Source organism: Alcanivorax sp. 24, assembly GCF_004360225.1.
Taxonomy (GTDB): domain Bacteria; phylum Pseudomonadota; class Gammaproteobacteria; order Pseudomonadales; family Alcanivoracaceae; genus Alloalcanivorax; species Alloalcanivorax xiamenensis.
Window position 1 is genome coordinate 1 of the sequence record NZ_SNUA01000016.1, and the last position, 18,940, is coordinate 18,940.

14 protein-coding genes are annotated in these 18,940 nt (G+C 63.3%); 6 read left to right on the forward strand and 8 right to left on the reverse strand.

The window, feature by feature from the left end; all coding sequences use genetic code 11:
* Positions 1-1,487 precede the first annotated feature (1,487 nt).
* The 3 genes from htpG (at position 1,488) to sixA (ending at position 5,944) form a co-directional block, all read left to right on the forward strand.
* Positions 1,488-3,380 (forward strand): molecular chaperone HtpG, encoded by a 1,893-nt coding sequence (gene htpG / locus E0L37_RS17795; RefSeq protein ID WP_133493017.1) that lies wholly within the window; start codon positions 1,488-1,490, stop codon positions 3,378-3,380.
* A gap of 1,071 nt (positions 3,381-4,451) precedes the next feature.
* A complete protein-coding gene (locus tag E0L37_RS17800) occupies positions 4,452-5,477 on the forward strand; it encodes an NAD(P)H-dependent glycerol-3-phosphate dehydrogenase (protein ID WP_133493018.1) in 1,026 nt (341 codons plus the stop codon).
* Positions 5,474-5,944, forward strand: a complete 471-nt coding sequence (gene sixA, locus E0L37_RS17805; RefSeq protein ID WP_133493019.1) for a phosphohistidine phosphatase SixA — start codon at positions 5,474-5,476, stop codon at positions 5,942-5,944. The genes E0L37_RS17800 and sixA overlap by 4 nt, the downstream gene beginning before the upstream one ends.
* Positions 5,945-6,179: 235 nt before the next feature.
* Here sixA and E0L37_RS17810 read toward each other — a convergent pair whose 3' ends face one another.
* Positions 6,180-7,271: an ion transporter gene (locus E0L37_RS17810; RefSeq protein ID WP_133493020.1), complete on the reverse strand. Its 1,092-nt coding sequence runs from the start codon at positions 7,269-7,271 to the stop codon at positions 6,180-6,182.
* Positions 7,268-8,089, reverse strand: a complete 822-nt coding sequence (gene xthA, locus E0L37_RS17815; protein ID WP_133493021.1) for an exodeoxyribonuclease III — start codon at positions 8,087-8,089, stop codon at positions 7,268-7,270. Before xthA ends, E0L37_RS17810 begins: the two co-directional genes overlap by 4 nt.
* Positions 8,090-8,746: 657 nt before the next feature.
* Here xthA and E0L37_RS17825 point away from each other — a divergent pair.
* The 3 genes from E0L37_RS17825 to E0L37_RS17835 all read left to right on the forward strand — a co-directional run bounded on the left by E0L37_RS17825 (position 8,747) and on the right by E0L37_RS17835 (position 11,695).
* On the forward strand, positions 8,747-9,598 hold the full coding sequence (locus E0L37_RS17825) for an alpha/beta fold hydrolase (RefSeq protein ID WP_133493022.1): 852 nt from the start codon (positions 8,747-8,749) through the stop codon (positions 9,596-9,598).
* Positions 9,567-10,442, forward strand: coding sequence for an alpha/beta fold hydrolase (locus E0L37_RS17830; RefSeq protein WP_133493023.1), 876 nt, complete (start codon positions 9,567-9,569; stop codon positions 10,440-10,442). The genes E0L37_RS17825 and E0L37_RS17830 overlap by 32 nt, the downstream gene beginning before the upstream one ends.
* 311 nt (positions 10,443-10,753) lie before the next feature.
* On the forward strand, positions 10,754-11,695 hold the full coding sequence (locus tag E0L37_RS17835; RefSeq protein ID WP_133493024.1) for a metal-dependent hydrolase: 942 nt from the start codon (positions 10,754-10,756) through the stop codon (positions 11,693-11,695).
* A gap of 148 nt (positions 11,696-11,843) precedes the next feature.
* Here E0L37_RS17835 and E0L37_RS17840 read toward each other — a convergent pair whose 3' ends face one another.
* The 6 genes from E0L37_RS17840 to E0L37_RS17865 form a co-directional block, all read right to left on the reverse strand.
* Positions 11,844-12,035 (reverse strand): hypothetical protein, encoded by a 192-nt coding sequence (locus E0L37_RS17840; RefSeq protein ID WP_133493025.1) that lies wholly within the window; start codon positions 12,033-12,035, stop codon positions 11,844-11,846.
* Positions 12,032-13,168, reverse strand: a complete 1,137-nt coding sequence (locus E0L37_RS17845) for a PepSY domain-containing protein (RefSeq protein ID WP_133493026.1) — start codon at positions 13,166-13,168, stop codon at positions 12,032-12,034. Before E0L37_RS17845 ends, E0L37_RS17840 begins: the two co-directional genes overlap by 4 nt.
* A 301-nt stretch (positions 13,169-13,469) precedes the next feature.
* On the reverse strand, positions 13,470-15,881 hold the full coding sequence (locus E0L37_RS17850; RefSeq protein WP_133493027.1) for a TonB-dependent receptor: 2,412 nt from the start codon (positions 15,879-15,881) through the stop codon (positions 13,470-13,472).
* 67 nt (positions 15,882-15,948) lie between these two features.
* Positions 15,949-16,965, reverse strand: a complete 1,017-nt coding sequence (locus E0L37_RS17855; protein WP_133493028.1) for a FecR domain-containing protein — start codon at positions 16,963-16,965, stop codon at positions 15,949-15,951.
* On the reverse strand, positions 16,962-17,471 hold the full coding sequence (locus E0L37_RS17860; protein WP_133493029.1) for a sigma-70 family RNA polymerase sigma factor: 510 nt from the start codon (positions 17,469-17,471) through the stop codon (positions 16,962-16,964). The genes E0L37_RS17855 and E0L37_RS17860 overlap by 4 nt, the downstream gene beginning before the upstream one ends.
* Positions 17,472-17,738: 267 nt before the next feature.
* Positions 17,739-18,935: a trans-acting enoyl reductase family protein gene (locus E0L37_RS17865; RefSeq protein WP_133493030.1), complete on the reverse strand. Its 1,197-nt coding sequence runs from the start codon at positions 18,933-18,935 to the stop codon at positions 17,739-17,741.
* Positions 18,936-18,940: the final 5 nt, after the last annotated feature.

The window sequence follows — 18,940 nt, forward strand, 5'->3', positions numbered from 1 at the left end:
TGGGATACTCGCTTGCCAGCAAGCTTCCCACAGTGGCTTCGTGGCAGACCTGTGGGAGACCAGCTTGCTGGCGAGTTCCGGCCCTCTGGTGTTGGGATATTCGCTTGCCAGCAAGCTTCCCACAGCGACTTCGTGGCGGATCCGTGGGAGGCCCGCTTGCTGGCGAATTCCGGCCCTCTGGTGTTGGGATACTCGCTTGCCAGCAAGCTTCCCACAGCGACTTCGTGGCGGACCTGTGGGAGACCAGCATGCTGGCGAGTTCCGGCCCTCTGGTGTTGGGATATTCACTTGCCAGCAAGCTTCCCACAGCGACTTCGTGGCGGACCTGTGGGAGGCCAGCTTGCTGGCGAATTCCGGCCCTCTGGTGTTGGGATATTCGCTTGCCAGCAAGCTTCCCACAGCGGCTTCGTGGCGGACCTGTGGGAGACCAGCATGCTGGCGAATTCCGGCTCTCTGGTGTTGGGATATTCGCTTGCCAGCAAGCTTCCCACAGCGGCTTCGTGGCGGACCTGTGGGAGACCAGCTTGCTGGCGAGTTCCGGCCCTCTGGTGTTGGGATATTCACTTGCCAGCAAGCTTCCCACAGCGACTTCGTGGCGGACCTGTGGGAGACCAGCATGCTGGCGAGTTCCGGCCCTCTGGTGTTGGGATATTCACTTGCCAGCAAGCTTCCCACAGCGACTTCGTGGCGGACCTGTGGGAGGCCAGCTTGCTGGCGAATTCCGGCCCTCTGGTGTTGGGATATTCGCTTGCCAGCAAGCTTCCCACAGCGGCTTCGTGGCGGACCTGTGGGAGACCAGCATGCTGGCGAATTCCGGCTCTCTGGTGTTGGGATATTCGCTTGCCAGCAAGCTTCCCACAGCGGCTTCGTGGCGGACCTGTGGGAGACCAGCTTGCTGGCGAGTTCCGGCCCTCTGGTGTTGGGATATTCACTTGCCAGCAAGCTTCCCACAGCGACTTCGTGGCGGACCTGTGGGAGACCAGCATGCTGGCGAGTTCCGGCCCTCTGGTGTTGGGATATTCACTTGCCAGCAAGCTTCCCACAGCGACTTCGTGGCGGACCTGTGGGAGGCCAGCTTGCTGGCGAATTCCGGCCCTTTGGTGTTGGGATATTCGCTTGCCAGCAAGCTTCCCACAGCGGCTTCGTGGCGGACCTGTGGGAGACCAGCATGCTGGCGAATAGAGCGGCTTGGTAGCCCCTTCCGTTACAGACCCGTGTCCATGATTGAAGCGCCGTGGCCCGCCAAACCGCGATGAACCCTAAAAAGCGTTTTAGTGCTTGCCAGGGCGTTGGGTCTGGTTTTGCATTATCGGCGTCCGGCGTCCGGCGTCCGGCGTCCGGCGTCCGGCGTCCGGCGTCCGGCGTCCGGCGTCCGGCGTCCGGCGTCCGGCGTCCCAACAAACCGTGCCCCCTTGAAATCCTGGTCGCCAACCCTATTCTGCTCCTATCCCAAAACCGCACTCGACAACAAAACGGAGACCCCCTCGATGAGCAGTGACCGCGAGACCCGTGGTTTTCAGGCGGAAGTGTCCCGCCTGTTGCATCTGATGATTCACTCCCTGTACAGCAACCGGGAAATTTTCCTGCGCGAACTGGTATCCAACGCCTCGGACGCCTGTGACAAGCTGCGTTTCGCCGCTCTGGATCACCCGGAATGGCTGGAGGAAGACCCCGAGCCGGCCATTGATCTGGCGGTGGACGCCGACACCGGCACCCTGACCATCAGCGACAACGGCATTGGCATGAACCGCGAGGAAGTGGTGGAGAACCTCGGCACCATTGCCCGCTCCGGCACCGAGAAATTCCTGGCCAGTCTCACCGGTGATCAGAAGAAGGACGCGCAACTGATCGGCCAGTTCGGCGTCGGTTTCTATTCCGCGTTTATCGTCGCCGACAAGGTCACCGTGGAAAGCCGCCGGGCCGGAGATAGCGCGGAACAGGGGGTGCGCTGGGAAAGCGATGGTCAGGGCGAGTTCAGTGTGGAAACGCTGACGGTACCGCGCCGTGGCACCCGTATTACCCTGCATTTGCGTGACGACGCCAAGGACTTCGTCGACACCGGCAAGTTGCGCGGCATAGTACGGCAGTATTCTGACCACGTGGCCTTCCCGATCCGCATGGCGGTACCGGCCGGTGACGAGAAAGCCGGTGACGAGAAGGAGGAGGGCGCCACCGAGCTGGAAACCCTCAACTCCGCCACCGCCCTGTGGCAGCGCCCCCGTCAGGAGATCAGCGACGACGAATACAAGAGCTTCTATCGTCATGTCAGCCATGACTTCCAGGATCCGCTGACCTGGAGTCACAACCGGGTGGAAGGCAACCTGGAGTACACCAGCCTGTTGTACGTACCGCCGCGGGCGCCGTTCGATCTGTACCACCGGGAAGCCAGCCGGGGGCTCAAGCTCTATGTTCAGCGCGTGTTCATCATGGACGACGCCGAGCAGTTCCTGCCCTTGTACCTGCGTTTCATCAAAGGCGTGGTGGACGCCCCGGGGCTGCCGCTGAATGTCAGCCGTGAGTTACTGCAGGACTATGGCCCGGTGCGCAAGATCCGCGCGGCGCTGACCAAGCGGGTACTGCAAATGCTGCGCAAACTCAGCGGCGACCAGGACGCTTACGATACCTTCTGGCAGCAGTTCGGCCAGGTGCTCAAGGAAGGGATCGGCGAGGACGGCGATAACCGCGAGGCCATAGCCGGTTTGCTGCGCTTTGCTTCCTCCACCTCGCCAACGCCAGGGAGCGTGGGGCTGGATGATTACATTGAACGCGCCGGTGAGGAAAACAAGCGCATTTACTATCTGCTGGGCGACAGCCTGAGTGCCGCGCGGAACAGCCCGCACCTGGAAGTGTTCCGCAAGAAAGGCGTCGAGGTGCTGCTGCTGGCCGAGCGGGTGGACGAATGGATGATGGGCTTCCTTACCGAGTATAAGGGCCGCACCCTGGTCAACGCCGCCCGTGGTGAGCTGGACATGCCTGGAGACGACACCGACGAAGCGGAACAGCCGAAGCAGGACGCACCGGTGCTGGGCCGTCTGGGCGAAGTGCTGAACGAGCAGGTGGAAGCGGTGCGCGCCACCGCGCGGCTGGTGGAATCCCCGGCCTGTCTGGTGCTCGGCGCCGACGAACTGGGCCCGCAGATGCGCATGATGCTGGAAGCCGCCGGCCAGCCGGTGCCGGAAAGCAAGCCGATCCTGGAGGTGAACCTGTCCCACCCGCTGATGCAACGCATGGCGGAACTGGAGGACAGCGATACCTTTGCCGAACTGGCTCAACTTCTGCTGGACCAGGCGCTGCTGGCGGAAGGGCAGTTGCCGAAGGACCCGGCGGCCACCGCGCGGCGCTTGAATCAACTGCTGCAGGATCGCGCGGAGAGGGCGTGAGAAAAGAGCGCCGGACGCCGGACGCTAAAGTCAAAACCCGGGGCTGCGGGCATTGCAGGAATAAAGAATTGCCGGGAGCAATTTTTAACGTTGCTGTGCGACGGCCCGAAGGGTGACCGCCATGGACGGCGGTCATGAAAAGGTTCCTCGCGGTTTAGCGGGAAGGGTCGCTCCGGCGGGGGGCTCCCGTATTGCCCGGTTACCTCGAAGACCTCCCTTCAGAGGTGGCTACAGCGCCGCTGTGGGAAGCTTGCTGGCAAGCGAATCGCCAACGGCTCAGGGCATTCGCGGCCAAGCGGAGCGCCGCCCGGGCCGCTTCCCACAGCGGTTTCGTGGCATGATCCGTGGGAGGCCAGCTTGCTGGCGAATTCCGGCCCTCTGGTGTTGGGATATTCGCTTGCCAGCAAGCTTCCCACAGTGGCTTCGTGGCATGATCCGTGGGAGGCCAGCTTGCTGGCGAATTCCGGCCCTCTGGTGTTGGGATATTCGCTTGCCAGCAAGCTTCCCACAGCGGCTTCGTGGTAGATCCGTGGGAGACCAGCATGCTGGCGAATCCGGCCCTCCGGTGTTGGGATATTCGCTTGCCAGCAAGCTTCCCACAGCGGTTTCGTGGTAGATCCGTGGGAGACCAGCTTGCTGGCGAATTCCGGCCCTCTGGTGTTGGGATATTCGCTTGCCAGCAAGCTTCCCACAGTGGCTTCGTGGCATGATCCGTGGGAGGCCAGCTTGCTGGCGAGTTCCGGCCCTCTGGTGTTGGGATATTCGCTTGCCAGCAAGCTTCCCACAGCGGCTTCGTGGCATGATCCGTGGGAGACCGGCTTGCTGGCGAATACAGCGGCTTGATAGCCCCTTCCGTTACAGACCCGTGCCCATGATTGAAGCGCCGTGTCCCGCCAAACCGCGATGAACCAAAAAAAACGTTTTAGTGCTTGCCAGGGCGTTGGGTCTGGTTTTGCATTATCGGCGTCCGGCGAGCACCCGATGGTGGAAAGATCCGGCCCAGGCTCTTATGATGCCGGAAATTCGCGGCTTGGGCCCTGGGCCCGCGCCGCCGGACAAAGGATGCCCTGCATGACGCAACATACGGCGGCCATTCTCGGTGGTGGCAGCTTCGGTACCGCCATGGCCAGTATCCTGGCGGAAAACGGCCACGACACCCGGCTCTGGGTGCGTGATCCGGAAACCGCCGCGGCCATCAATGAGGATCGCGAGAACCCGCGCTACCTGCCAGGGCAGGCCCTGCCGGCCGGAGTGGTGGCTTCCGAGAGCCTGGAAGAGGTGCTCAAGGGCGCTGATCTGGTGTTCGTCGCGGTCCCCAGCAGCGCCTTTGTCGAGGTCCTGGGCCAGGCCCGCCACTGGGTGCCGGACGGTACCATCGTGGTCAGCTGCACCAAGGGTATCCTGGAGGATGGCTTCCTGCTGATGAGCCAGGTGTTGCAGCGGGAATGGCCGCACACCCGGGTCGGCGTGCTCAGCGGCCCGAATCTGGCACGCGAGATCGTCGAGCGCAAGTTCACCGGTACCGTTATCGCCAGTGGCGATGAGCAACTGCGCGGCACTATCCAGAAAGCCCTGAGCTGCGATTACTTCCGCGTCTACGACAACCCGGACCTGTACGGCGTGGAGCTGGGCGGGGCGCTCAAGAACATCTACGCGGTGGCGTCCGGCATGGCGGCGGCCATTGGTGTCGGCGAGAACAGCCGCAGTTTCATGCTGACCCGGGCCCTGGCGGAGATGAGCCGCTTCGCCGTGGGATTGGGCGCCAATCCGCTGACCTTCCTGGGGCTGGCCGGGGTGGGCGATCTGATCGCCACCTGTTCCTCGTCGTTGTCCCGCAATTACCGGGTTGGTTACGAGTTGGGGCAGGGCAAGTCGCTGGAGCAGGCGGTGGCGGATCTGGGACAGACCGCGGAAGGGATCAACACCATCAAGCTGGTGGCGGAGCGGGCCAGGGAGCTGCAGGTTTACATGCCACTGGCCACGGCGCTCTACGACATTATTTACGATCATCAGCCGCTGGAGACCATGGTGATACGGCTGATGAGTGGCGAACACAAACACGATGTGGAATTCAGTTTCCACGGAGCCTCGTCTTGAGAGTTTACCTGTGCCGTCATGGTGAAGCGGTGGCCAAGGCCCCCACTGACGCGGAGCGTCCGCTGACCGAAAGGGGCCGGGCGGAAGTCTTGTCCCTGTGGCAAACCTTGCGTGAGGAGGGGGTAAACGTGGGGCGGCTGGTGGCCAGCCCCTACCGGCGCGCGCAGCAGACCGCGTTGTGCATCGCGCAGGCGTTTGGCGGCATGGAGCAGGAATCCTGCGGTTACCTGGTGCCGGAGGCCCAGCCGGAGCGGTTTCTGGAATGGCTGATGCTGCAGCCCGAGCAGGAAGACCTGGTATTGGTCAGCCACATGCCCCTGGTGTCCTTGCTCACCGCCACCTGGATTGGCGAGCCGTGCTCCCGTCCGGCGTTCCGGGTCGGCTCGGTGGCGGCGCTGGATGTGGACGTGGCCGCCGCCAATGGCGCCCGCCTGCTGTGGCTGCGAGGGCCGCAACGGCCCTGCTGACAATTCCCCACCAGGCAGCTTCCCTCAGAGAAGGACTACAAAACTGCTGAGGGAAGCTGGCTTGCAAGCGAATATTGCCAACGGCAGGGAAAACAATTCGCTGCCAAGGCAGCTTCCCACAGAGAAGAGCTACGAAGCCGCTGTGGGAGCTTGCTTGCAAGCGAATATCCCAAACACCGGGAAACCGATTAAAACCCAGAGGCAGTAGCGGCCGATCAACCGGGACTCGCTTCCATTACTGTCCGGCTTTCCGTTCGCGCCTCTCACGGCGCGCTTTGCGGGCTTCTTGTCGGCGTTTCTCCTCGAGCATGCGCTCATCCGCTTCCTCGTGCTTCCAGTGCTGCACGGCGATTTGCGCCTTCACTTCCTCGAGAATATCGAGCAGAGTTTCGCGTAGCAGCGTATTCAACTGCTGCTGTTGGCCGCCGCTGGCGGTACGGATCAGGTCGTTGATCAGGTGGTCCAGCCGTTCGCGGTTGGCTGGCGCGCTGATGTCCTCCACCAACTGATCCACCAGCGCGTCCCCGGCATCACGCACGGTATCGCCAAGCAGGGCGACGGCCCGGGGACCGGCCACCGGGATCGCCGCCAGCCGGCGGCCCGCCGGGGTGCGGTTCACCGCCTCATTGGTGAGATGGCTGAGATAATCACCAAGCTGGTCCCGGTATTGATCGTGACTGCGCCGGGTGGCGTCGGCGATGCGCCCGCCGAGATAGTCCACCAGTTCGTCACGGCGTGGCAGCAGCACATCCTGTTCGATGCGATGCATCAACTGGCCGCCGCTGACGATCTCCCGCTGGGCGCCTTCCAGAATGTTGATCACCACCCGGTCGGAAATCTCCTCCACCAGGATCCGGTAATACTTGAGCACGGTGCGGCCCAGATAGGTCTCGGTGAAGTCCACCACGCCCCGCTTTTGCAGCCGGTACATGAGACTGATCACACGCAGAATCCGCAGCCAGCGGAAGCTGCCCACCGGGATGCAGCCGAGCAGATCGTACCAATGCGCGAACGGGTAAAAGAACCAGCGGTGGTAGGTGCGCCGGCCGATGGCGAAGCCCCAGCGGATCACGAATTCAGTGAGGAAAACCGCCACGAACCAAAGGTCGATCTCGAGGAAGTTGGCGTGCACGGTGTCCCGGTAGAAGCCGAAAAACGCCGGCGACAGGAATTGCAGGAACTCCTGCACGGCGGGAATGCGGAACAGCCAGTCGAACAGAATCAGCCCCAGATTGAGCAGGATCAGGCCGATCATCGCCAGATCGACCAGATAGCCCAGACTGTCCAGGTCCAGGCGCAGCCGTTTCAGGTTCAGACGTACATTCATGAGATCGGATCGAAGCGGCTCCACACCGGGCAGTGGTCGGAGGGTTTCTCCATGGCGCGGATATCGTAATCCACGCCGCTGTCCTTGAGCTTGTCGAGCAGTGGCCGGGTGGCCAGAAGAGTATCGATGCGCAGACCCCGGCGCGGATCACGATGGAAGCCCTTGGAGCGGTAATCGAACCAGGAGAACACATCGTTGGTCTCGGGGTTCAAATGGCGGAAAGTGTCCACCAGGCCCCAGTCCACCAGCCGCTGCCACCATTCACGCTCTTCCGGCAGGAAGCTGGTCTTGCCTTCGCGCAGCCAGCGCTTGCGGTTGTCCTCGCCGATGCCGATATCGAGATCGGTGGAGGAGATATTGAAATCGCCCATGATCACCAGTTGTTCGTCCGGCTTGTGTTCGTTCTCAAGATACCGTTGCAGATCCTCGTAGAACTTCTGTTTGGCCGGGAACTTGGTCGGGTGGGAGCGATTCTCGCCCTGAGGAAAATAGCCGTTCAGCACCGTCACCGGAGCGCCATCGTGATCTTGCAGACGGCCGATGATCATGCGTCTTTGCGCGTCCTCGTCATCGCCGGGAAAACCGTAGCGGATATCCGCCAACGGCTCACGGGTAATCAGGGCGACGCCGTAATGCCCCTTCTGACCAAAATAATAGGGGTGATAACCCATGTCCCGCACCGCCTGTTCAGGAAACTCGCTGTCCTGCACTTTGGTTTCCTGCAGACCGATCAGCGCCGGCTGGTACTTATTGATCACCGCTTCCAACTGATGCAGCCGGGCGCGAATACCGTTGATGTTGAAAGAAATCAGAGTCATGCCTTTTCCTCGGATCGTTACTCGGCCGCTGGCGGCCGTCGGCCATCGGGGCATTGTACACGAGCGGACGGGCGTTGCGCCGGGTGCTAGACGTCGGACGCCAGACGCCAGACGCCAGACGCCAGACGCCAGACGCTAGACGCTAGACGCTAGACGCTAGACGCTAGACGCTAGACGCTAGACGCTAGACGCTAGACGCTAAAGTCAAAACCTGGGGCTGCGGGCATTGCGGAAATAAAAAATTGCCGGGAGCAATTTTTAACGTTGCTCGGCGACGGCCCGAAGGGTGACCGCCATGGACGGCGGTCATAAAAAATTGCCGGGAGCAATTTTTAACGTTGCTCGGCGACGGCCCGAAGGGTGACCGCCATGGACGGCGGTCATAAAAAAGCGTTTTAGTGCTTGCCAGGGCGTTGTGTCTGGTTTTGCATTATCGGCGTCCGGCGTCCGGCGTCCGGCGTCCGGCGTCCGGCGTCCGGCGTCCGGCGTCCGGCGTCCGGCGTCCGGCGTCCGGCGTCCGGCGTCCGGCGTCCGGCGTCCGGCGTCCGGCGTCCGGCTGACCGAATTCGCCCCCCATGATGTCGTAATCGGTCCATGTGTTTCCCGGCCGGTGTGGCTATGATGTCCGGCTTTCCACGCTGGTTCTGAGGTTCATGCATGACGGATACCGATAACACCGGTGACGCCGGGCGTAAAACCACGCTCGCCTTCGCCCATGCCAACGGTGTGCCCGGCCACAGTTACGACACCTTCCTGGCGCCGCTGGCGGAGCACTACGATGTGCGGATTATCGAGTGTCTGGCGCACGATAAGCGCTTCCCGGTGGACGCCGACTGGAAAAGCCTGAGCCTGGAACTGGAAGCGTGGATGCGGGATCTGCCCAAGCCGCTGATTGGTCTGGGCCATTCCATGGGCTCGGTGCTGATGTTTCACGTGGCCCAGCGCCACCCGGACTGGTTCAAGGCGTTGATCATGCTGGATCCGCCCATGGCCAACGGGTTTCGCGGCGTGGTCATGCGCGGCATCAAGGCGCTGGGCCTGCAGGACCGGTTCACCCCGGCGGGCCTCAGCAAAACCCGGCTTGATCATTGGGACAACTGGGAGGATGTGGAGAGCTATTTCGGCTCCCGTGGTTTTTTCAAGGCGTTCGATCCGCGTTGTCTGCGGGATTATCTGCGGGCCGGTCTGGAACGTCACGGTGACGGCTGGCGGTTGCGCTTCCGCCCGGCCGTCGAAGTGGCGATCTTTCGGGAGGTGCCCACCGGCCTTACGCGCATGCCCCGTCTCAAGGTACCCGGAGCCCTGGTCACCGGCCAGGACTCGCCGCCGCCGTTCCATCACAGCGGCGAGCGTCACGCCCGGCGTCATCGTCTGCGCCGGCTGTTCTCGCCCGGGGGGCACATGTATCCATTGCAATACCCGGAGCGCACCGCTGAAATGGTGCGAGAACTGATTGTTGAACTGACCGGAGCCGACCATGCCCCCCATGCCGACAACAAGAACACCTGAAGAACGCCGCTTCTCCGCCTATGGGCAGACCCTGGCGGCGCTGTATTGGGACGGCGGGCATGGGGACGCGGAGGGGGAACCGATCCTGGCGCTGCACGGCTGGCTCGACAACGCCGCGTCCTATCTGCCGCTGTCCGGGTATCTGGACCGGCCCATGGTGGCGTTGGACTTCGCCGGCCATGGCCATTCCGAACACCGCCCGGCGGAGCTGGCCACCCATTATGTGGATCACGTGCGCGATGTGCTCGCCGTGGCCGACCAGATGGGCTGGGGCCGTTTCGTGTTGATGGGGCACTCCATGGGCGCTGGCGTGGCCTGCCTGTTCGCCGCCACCTTCCCGGAGCGGGTCAGCAAGCTGGTGCTGATCGAAGGGTTGGGCCCGCCCGCCACGCCGGCCAGTGACGTGGCGGGCACACTGCGCCAGGCCATCGACCAGATGCATTCGCTGCCAGAGAAGCGCAAGCCGGTCTACGCCGCCCAGGACGACGCCGTGGCGCTGCGCCGTCAGGCGCTGGGCGGGCTTGATACCGAATCCGCGCGGCTGCTGTGTGAGCGGGGACTGGTGGCGGTGGAAGGCGGCTGGACCTGGCGTACCGACATGCGTTTGCGAATTGCCTCCTCGGTTCGCTTCACCGAGGAACAGGTGGAAGGCTTTGTCCGTGCCATTGAAGCGCCGACCTTGCTGATCCTGGGGGAGAGCGGCCTCGCCGGTGAAGTGAAATTCGAACACCGCTTCGACTGGCTCCGGGACGCCGGCCGGGTCATCCTGCCGGGGCGCCACCATTTGCACATGGATACGCCCGAGCCGGTGGCGGCGGAGATCCGCGCGTTTCTGGACAATTAAACCCCCTCTGAAAAACACCCCATCATCCTGGCCTTGACCCGTACGTCACCCCGGACCAGATCCGTACGTCATCCCGGGCTTGACCCGGGATCTCCCTCTACAGGGGACATGGCCTGGTAGCCGGAGATGTCGGATCAAGTCCGGCATGACACAAGACCGGATCCGGCATGACGTTTTGCAGAGGCTCGTTAAAGCCGGGTAGGGCGATCGGGACCGGAGCCGATGGCATTTCGGTGAATCGACATTGTTGACAGTGACATTGGTCGATGTAAATTAGATTCCATCCAAGGCCTGTTCAGATGGAAGCCGACATGTCCACCGCCAAACAAAAAGCACAAGAACTGCACCGCGCGGCGGGCCATGCCCTGAAGGCCCGCCGTGTCCGCTTCGATTTTTCCGGGACGCCGCTGCACTGGCTGCCGGAAGACCCGTTTTCCTCCTACATGATCAATGGCATCCACTTGCTGCTGCCCGCCGGGGAACTGTGGTTCTGCCGCGTCTATAATCAGGCCCTGCCGCTGGTCAGCGATGACGCTTTGCGGGCCGAGGTGGAGGGCTTCATTCGCCAGGAAGCGATTCACTCCCGTGCCCACTCCGGTGCCCAGGAATATCTGCGTGGTCATGGCCTGAGTGTGGAGGAGTATGTGGCGCGGGTGGACTGGCTGTTCGGCACCTTTCTCGGTGACGCGCCGCTGGCGGTGCCGGCGCTGCGCCACTCGAGTCTGAGCCGCCACTGGCTGGTGCTGAGAGTGGGCATTATCGCCGCCATTGAGCATTTCACCGGCGTCCTCGGCCAGTGGGCCATGGACAACACCACCTGGGAGGCGCGGGGCGACGCCGCCATGGCCGACCTGTTCAAATGGCACCTGGCGGAGGAGGTCGAACACCGCACCGTGGCCTTTGATCTGTTCGATCATCTCTGCCGTACTCAACTGGGGTTCTACGTCAGCCGGCAGGCGTTGATGGCGCTGGTGTTTCCATTGTTCATTTATTTCATCTCCGAAGGCGCGCGCAGCTTGGCACGCCAGGATCCGGATCCGCGCGTGCGCCGGATCGGCCGGCTGTGGATTCCGCGACTGTTATGGCAGTTGCAACGCACCGGACGCCGCACTGGCAATGTGCCCACCTTCAGTTTCCTGGTGGTGGCCACCCTGCGCTGGGTTCACCCCGGCTTCCATCCCTTCTTTGAAGGGGACACCGAACAGGCGCTGGCGTACCTGGCGCGCTCTCCGGCCGCGCAGGCGGCGGTTTGAGTCTCTCTGGCACGCTGATTCGCTGCCAAGGCAGCTTCCCACGGGCCGAACCACGAAGCCGCTGTGGGAGCGGCCTTGGCAGCGATCGGCCACTGGTATACACATAAGCTCGCCGGCCCATAACGGTGCTTGACAGGGGCGTCCGGCGTCAGATGCGTCGTGGACGAAGGGCGATCAGCACCGGTACCGCCAGGCAGAGCCAGGACAGGGCGTCCCAGACGCCGTCGGCGAGCAGGGCGGATACCAGCCCCACCGCGCTGATCACGCCGATCCAGAAGGGGAGGCGGAAAATACCCCACAGCCCGTTGGGTTTCACCACGGCTCGTCGCGGCATGTTCATACTGTGTCCTCCAACAGGTAATCCGGTCCTTCATCCACGGCGCGTTTCGTGCCTCGTCTTTTGCCGAGCCACAAATACAAGCCCGTGATCAGCACCACGATGGTGATCACGTCAAGTGCCGTCCACAGCAGTTTTAGCGGCATGCCGCCATAGTCACCGAAGTGCAGCGGCTGTGACAGAAACAGGGTCCGGGCGTACCAGGGCATGGCGCGGGTGGCGGTGATCTCGCCGCTGGCGGCGTCCACCAGGGCTGGGGAGAGCACGCGGCTGGTCACCGGCGTATTGCCCACCAGATAGACGCCGTAGTGATGGGGGCTGGCGAATGGCGTGCCGGGGAAGGCCAGGGTAAGCAGATGCCCGTTCGGAAAGGCGGAGCGGATTTTCCCGCTTACCCGGTCCACGCTGGCGTACTGCCCGGGCACCGGACGGTCCCGGTGGGACGCGGCCATTTCCGCCAATTCGCTGGCCTGCCACATCCTTTCGATGGGCACGGCCAGGGTATTGATGATACCGGTCAGGGTGACCACGGAAAGCCAGACCACGGTGACGATGCCCAACAAATTATGCAGATCCAGCCAGCGCAGGCGCCGGCTGCGCTGGCTGCGCACCGTGGCGAACGGCTGTTTGCGCATGAACGGCGCGTACAACACCACGCCGCTGACGATGGCCACCATTACCAGCAGTCCCATCAGCCCCAGAAACAACATGCCGGGCAGTCCGGCGAACAGATCCACGTGCAGCCGCCTCATCACGTACATGAACCCTTCCGTGGGTTGGGCCACCCGCAGCTGCCGGCCATTACGCAGATCGAAGGTCTGATAATGAAAGGTCTCCGGGGCGCTCATTGGCGAGGCGCCGGTGGCCACCATCACCAGCGGGTTCTCGTCATCGAAGAACGCGTAGAGGACCTGTTCATCCGGGCGGTTGCGGTCCGCCTGGTCGATGATGCTCTGTACCGTGACCGCCTTGTGGTTCTCCGGCAGGGTTTCCAGTTCCGGCAGCGTCAAGTGTTCGATCTCATGATGAAAGATCAGCGGCAGGCCGGTCAGGCACAGCATCAGCATGAAAAGGGTGGCGATCAGGCTGGTCCACTTGTGTACGAAGGACCAGACGCGAAAGGCGCGTGGTGTCATGACGGTTCTCCCTTATTTAGGGCCTGTTTACGATCTATTCACCGCCGCGCCGGAGCTCATTTTGTCGTCAGGTCGTGATTCCGACTGTGCGGTGTAGTCCATCTACATAAACAAGCGTAATCGCGGCCTGGCGGCACTCTCCACCTAAAGAAAGTGGGCCCGGCCCTTCGGGTTGCGCTGGAAAAGCCGCCAGAGAACGCCCCGGCCTTTGCCTTTGGCCCCACCAAAGCCTTCAGTCCGCGACGCCCTCCGGCGGCTTTTCCAGCGGCAACGCGGTGGCGAATAGATCGTAAACAGGCTCTTAGAGGTCCACGGTGACGGAGAGGGTGAGTGTCCGTGGCACGCCGATGTTCACCCCCTCATAGCCACTGGCGCCCTGCCAGTAGTCCTCGCCGAAAGCGTTCTCCATATTCGCGCGCACTACCACCGGCGTGCCGGAAAGACTGAGGCGATAGCGGGCGCCCAGATCCACCCGATGCCAGTCGGGGATAGTGCGGGTGTTGGCGGCGTCCAGGTACGCCTCTCCGGTATAAATCCAGCGGGCGCCGAGGCTGATCTGACGCGACAGGTCCCAGTCGAAACCCAGGTTGGCCTGTTCGCGGGATACGCCGGGGGCGTCGTTGTCGTCATTGTGGCCGCCCTGGGTATTGGTCAGGCGAGGCTGGACATAACTCAGACCGGAAAGTACGCGCAGGCCATCCATGGGCTCACCGAAAAGATTGACTTCCACGCCCCGGTTGCGCTGTTCGCCATCGGCCCTGAAAACATTGTCACTGTTTACGTAGGCGCTGGGCTTTTTGATCTGGAAGGCGGCCAGGGTGGCGCCGAACCGGCCGCTGTCGTACTTCGCACCTATCTCGAACTGTTTGGTTTTATAAGGGGCCAGAATGGTGCCTGGATTGCTGGCGGTGAGCGGCGCGGCATCGCCGGGACTGAGGCCCTGGATGGCGTTGGCATAGAAGGTCAGGTTGTTCAACGGCATGACCGCCAGGCCGATCAGGGGAGTCCACAGTTGTTCGTTGTACGCGCTGGTTTTGGCGCCAGTACCCTGATCGTAATTGTCGGTTCTGATCCATTGCCGACGAGCGCCCAGGGTCAGTTGCACGCGCTCGTCCAGCATCAACAAGCGATCGGTGAGAGTCAGACCGCTGAACACGTATTCCTGAGTGGTCGGGATATGGCCGTCCAGAGAGGAATAATCCACGTCCAGATCCCTGGCGGGATGGTAAAGATTGCCCGGCACCGGCGCGCCAAACTGGTAAACGACGCCTTCGCGGTGTTTAAGACGGTTCACGCTCAATGACCACTGATGGTTCACGGCGCCAGTGGCAAAGCGTCCGCGCAAGCCGGTCTGGGCCACCAGGGTGCGCCGCTCGGCGCGCTGGCGCGCGGAGCCGAAATCCGACGCGCCGCTGTCCCCATCGACAACAACATTGGCGGCGACAGTATCCCATTCGTTCTTCCGACCACCGAAGGTAAGAAAGCCGGTGACATGCTCATTGAAATCGTACTCAGCGTTGTTGGCGATGGACAGGGTCTGGGCATCGGAATAGGAGTTTTTCATGCCGAACAGGCGATCGGAGTCCGGTGCGTCCGGCATCGACACGCCTTCAGCCACCTGAATCGGCCGGATCACACCGTCCAGCTTTTCCTTCTGGAACAGCAGATCGGAGGACAGACGCAAGCGCTCGCCTTGATAATCCAGCGCCAGAGCCATTAACGGGAATTCCCGGCTCTGATCTTCCAGAGCGGTGTCGCCCTGACGATAGACGCCGTTGAAGCGCACTCCGAAACGGTTCTCTTCGCCGAACCGCCGCCCCACATCCACATGAGTCCCGACCTGGCTGTCGGAGGTGTAGTCCACGCTGAGTCGGGTCAGCGGCTGCGCCGCCGCCCGTTTGGGCACCACATTAATTGCGCCGCCGACACTGCCGCTGGGCGCCATGCCGTTGAGCAAGGCGTTGGGGCCGCGTATCAATTCCACCCGCTCGGCGAATTCGATCGGCACCCGCCAATAGGGAAGCAGGCCATAGACGCCATTGAGCGCCACATCGTGGTTGTTCACCGGAAACCCGCGAATGGTGTAGCTGTCGTTGAGGTCGCCCCGGGCACCGGTGAGGCGGACCGCGGCGCTGTTGTTGACCAGAATATCGGCGATGCTGCGCGCCTGCTGATCGTCCGCCAGCTCGGCGGTGTAGGCGGTGATATTGAACGGCGCTTCCATCATATCCATGTCACCCAGCACGCCGACGCGCCCGCCGCTGGCCACCTGCCCGCCAGCGTACACCGGTACGGGTGTGGCGGCGCCGGAGACAGGGATATCGGCGTTGACGTCGATCGGCGCCAGACGTGACGCCGCCGGTTGGATTTGATAGCCGCCCTGGCCGTTGGCGCGTGCCTGCAGCGCCGTGCCCGCCAGTAACTGCTGGAGGCCATCCGCCACCGTATAGCGGCCATCAAGTCCGGGGCTGCGCAGATCCTTGACCAGCTCGGGGGGGAACGACAGCAGGATCCGTGCCTGTTGACCAAAGCGGTTCAGGGCCGCTTCCAGGGGGCTGGCGGGAACGCTGTAGTGCTGCCGGGCTTCGGCGCCGGCGGTCTGGGCCGACGCGGCGGCGGGCAGCAGAGGCAGGCTCAGAGTGAGCGCAACAAGCAGGGACCGCCCCAGGAAGGGCAAGGATCGGTAAGTAAGAGAGGGTAACAAAAGTGGCATCAGGGACTCCGGATCAAGGGAGATAGGTGGGTTTACCTCCTATGTCCCGCGAGCCGTCCCAAACAGCTCACCCGGAAGACGATTTTGGCAAAATCCGCACCCAATAGCGGGTCAGGAAGCGCACCTCCACTGGCAGGATGCCGGGCAGGGCGGTCAGCACGCGGTCGCTGTCGGCCAGCGGGTAGGTGCCGGACAAGCGCAGATCGGCCACCGCCGGATCACAACTCAGAGTCCCATTGCGATAGCGACCCAGTTCCGCCAGGAAATCCGCCAGACGCTGGTTGCTGGCCACCAGCATGCCATGGGTCCAGGCCGCGGCGTTGTCGTCCAGCGGAGCGGCAGGTGCCACGCCGAAGGCGTTGAAGCGCCGCTGCTGGCCGGCCGGCACCCTGGCGGCTTCGCGACCCTGGCCACGAGGGCGAATCGCCACCACGCCTTCGAGCACGCTGAGCCGAACGGCGTTCTCCAGTATGCGCACATTGAACCGGGTGCCCAGCGGGTGTAGCTCCCCCTGTCCGGTATCGATCACCAGGGGGCGGGTGTCCTGGCCGGTGGTGACCATGATCTCGCCCGCGAGCAGGCGCAGCCGCCGCTCCTGATCATTGAACCGCACATCCACGGCGCTGTCGGTATTCAGGGTCAGTTCGGTACCGTCGTCGAGCCGGTGGGTGGCGCGCTCGCCCACCGCGGTGCGCAAGTCCGCCCGCCACTCCGGCCAGGCATCGCGAGTGATCCAGGCGCCGCCACCGAGAAACAGAGCAGCGACCAGTGACTGCACCACTTGCCGGCGTTTGCGTGCTCGGGAAGAGAGGGGAGGCGTCAGCAGGGTGGCCCGGGCCAGCGGTGCTCGTTGCGGACCACCGAGATCGCGCAGGTGCTGATTGACCTGCTCGATGTGTCGCCAGGCACTGCGGTGATCCGGGTTGGCCTCGTGCCAACGGCGAAAAGCCTCCTGACGGTCGGCGGCCATGTCACCGGATTGCCATTCCACCAGCCATTCCACCGCCTGCCGTGCAATCTCCTTGGGAATGTCCGGAGGGGCGGGCAACCCCTGCTCGGCGTCGGTGGACCAGGACTCGCTCATGTGCTTTCCAGGGCGAAGTAGCATTGGGCGGAGGCGCGAATCAGATAACGTTTCACGGTGCTGACCGACAGGTTTAACTGGTCGGCGATGGCCTGATGAGTCAGGCCGTCCAACTGGGCATACAGGAACGCGCGCTTCACTGGCAACGGCAGATTCCCCAGCATCCGGTCCACCTGGTGCAGGGCTTCCAGCAGCAGAGCGTGTTCCTCTGGCGAGGGCGCCTGCTCCTCGGGCAGCGCCGCCAGACTCCTCAGGTAAGCGGCTTCCACTTGTTCGCGGCGCCAGTGATTGGACAGCACGCGGCTGGCCAGAGTGGTGAGAAAGGCCCGCGGCTCGCGCACGGTGATGGCTTCGCGGCGTACCAGCAGACGCATGAAAGTGTCGTGGGTGAGATCATCGGCGCGCTGGTGGCAACCGAGCTTGCGACGGAACCAGCTCACCAGCCAGCGCTGATGGTCTCCATACAACCGGTCGATTTGCTGGTGCCACTGGCCGCTGCTCGCCATCGCGGATCGTCGTCCCCATGCTCGTTCATGATAATAATAATGGTTATCATTATGCGGATTGCTGGGACGGCGCGCAATTGCGGGAAAGGCCTGCTTACACGCAACATACTGATTCGCTGCCAAGGCAGCTTCCCACGGGCCGAACCACGAAGCCGCTGTGGGAGCGGCCTTGGCAGCGAATACGCGACCATGCAAAAGCGTCAAGCCTCCGGCGTCTGGCGCTTTTGCACTTATGGGGCACTACTGGCTCACGGGCCCGCCATCAAGCTATCCGCTGGTCCGTTGAAGCTGCTCGAAACGGAGGCCGGCTTTGATCAGGCGCTCCAGCAACGGGTCCCCTAACGCCATCACCGGGGTGATGACACCGGTATCCTGGGGCTGGCCCGGATCCAGTGCCAGCGCCATGGCGGTTTCGGCGAGCATACAGGCGGTCTCGTCGTAGCCGGGATCGCCACCGGACACCTGGCACAGCACCTCACTGTCTCCACAGCGCCCGCGCAATCTCACCTGGAACCAGGAGCGGGCACGGGTGGCCGCGTCCGGGCCCTCGCCAGCCGGGCGGCTCCGCAGCAGCCAGCGCCGCAGCGGGCCGACTTGCGCCGCGCCGATCAGGGCGCCAACAGCGGCGGCACCGAGGCCGAGTTTGAGCGGGTTGTCGTTGGCCAGATAATGGCCGTAGCGGAATTGCGGCCCATAGCGGTCCAGCGCGCGGGCGGAGCGCAGCACCACCATCGGGTCGATGGTCGGCAGCGGCGCCAGCCAGCCCCCCAGATCCGTGTCATGTCGGGCCCGGAAAGGCAGAGTGGCGACCTGTCTCGGATAGTCCCGGCGCAGTTGCTCGTTGGCCCGGCGCAGGCTGTCTCGATTGGCGCCGGGGCGGGCGAAGGCTTCCACGGCGGAATGCCAGGTGCCGCCGGAAAACCGGGCCGAAGCGGTCAGTGCCCCTTCCACCGTTACCGGCTGGTCCAGCGGGCGGCCGTGGGCCTGGATCAGCCGGTTGATGGTGAACAGCACGCCGGCATCGTGGGGAATGGAGTCAAAGCCGCAACTGTTGACGATGGCACAGCCGGCGTCGCGGGCGGCGGCATGGTGCTCCAGCAGCAGGCGATTGACGAACTCCGGCTCGCCGGTGAGATCACAGTAGTGGGTGCCCTGGTCGATGCAGGCCCGCACCAGCGGTTCACCATGACGAACATAGGGCCCCACGGTGCTGATCAGCACCCGGGTCCTGGCGGCCATGGCGGCGAGGCTGGCCTCGTCGTCACTGCTGGCGATCAGCAGGTCCGGCCGGTGACCGCGCTGTTCCAGGGCGGCGGCGATTTTTTCCAGACCATCGCGGTGCCGCCCGGCGATGGCCCAGTGGGCATTCCGGGGCAAATGGCAACTCAGGTAGCGGGCGGTGAGCCCGCCGGTGAAACCGGTGGCACCGTACAACACCAAGGCATAGGGACGTTCGTCGCTCATGCTGT

Bases quoted from the DNA above. Each gene is read 5' to 3' on its own strand.
- htpG (WP_133493017.1), top strand. From the start codon at position 1,488: ATGAGCAGTGACCGCGAGACCCGTGGTTTTCAGGCGGAAGTGTCCCGC.
- E0L37_RS17800 (WP_133493018.1), top strand. From the start codon at position 4,452: ATGACGCAACATACGGCGGCCATTCTCGGTGGTGGCAGCTTCGGTACC.
- E0L37_RS17810 (WP_133493020.1), bottom strand. From the start codon at position 7,271: ATGAATGTACGTCTGAACCTGAAACGGCTGCGCCTGGACCTGGACAGT.
- xthA (WP_133493021.1), bottom strand. From the start codon at position 8,089: ATGACTCTGATTTCTTTCAACATCAACGGTATTCGCGCCCGGCTGCAT.
- E0L37_RS17825 (WP_133493022.1), top strand. From the start codon at position 8,747: ATGACGGATACCGATAACACCGGTGACGCCGGGCGTAAAACCACGCTC.
- E0L37_RS17830 (WP_133493023.1), top strand. From the start codon at position 9,567: ATGCCCCCCATGCCGACAACAAGAACACCTGAAGAACGCCGCTTCTCC.
- E0L37_RS17835 (WP_133493024.1), top strand. From the start codon at position 10,754: ATGTCCACCGCCAAACAAAAAGCACAAGAACTGCACCGCGCGGCGGGC.
- E0L37_RS17840 (WP_133493025.1), bottom strand. From the start codon at position 12,035: ATGAACATGCCGCGACGAGCCGTGGTGAAACCCAACGGGCTGTGGGGT.
- E0L37_RS17845 (WP_133493026.1), bottom strand. From the start codon at position 13,168: ATGACACCACGCGCCTTTCGCGTCTGGTCCTTCGTACACAAGTGGACC.
- E0L37_RS17850 (WP_133493027.1), bottom strand. From the start codon at position 15,881: ATGCCACTTTTGTTACCCTCTCTTACTTACCGATCCTTGCCCTTCCTG.
- E0L37_RS17855 (WP_133493028.1), bottom strand. From the start codon at position 16,965: ATGAGCGAGTCCTGGTCCACCGACGCCGAGCAGGGGTTGCCCGCCCCT.
- E0L37_RS17860 (WP_133493029.1), bottom strand. From the start codon at position 17,471: ATGGCGAGCAGCGGCCAGTGGCACCAGCAAATCGACCGGTTGTATGGA.
- E0L37_RS17865 (WP_133493030.1), bottom strand. From the start codon at position 18,935: ATGAGCGACGAACGTCCCTATGCCTTGGTGTTGTACGGTGCCACCGGT.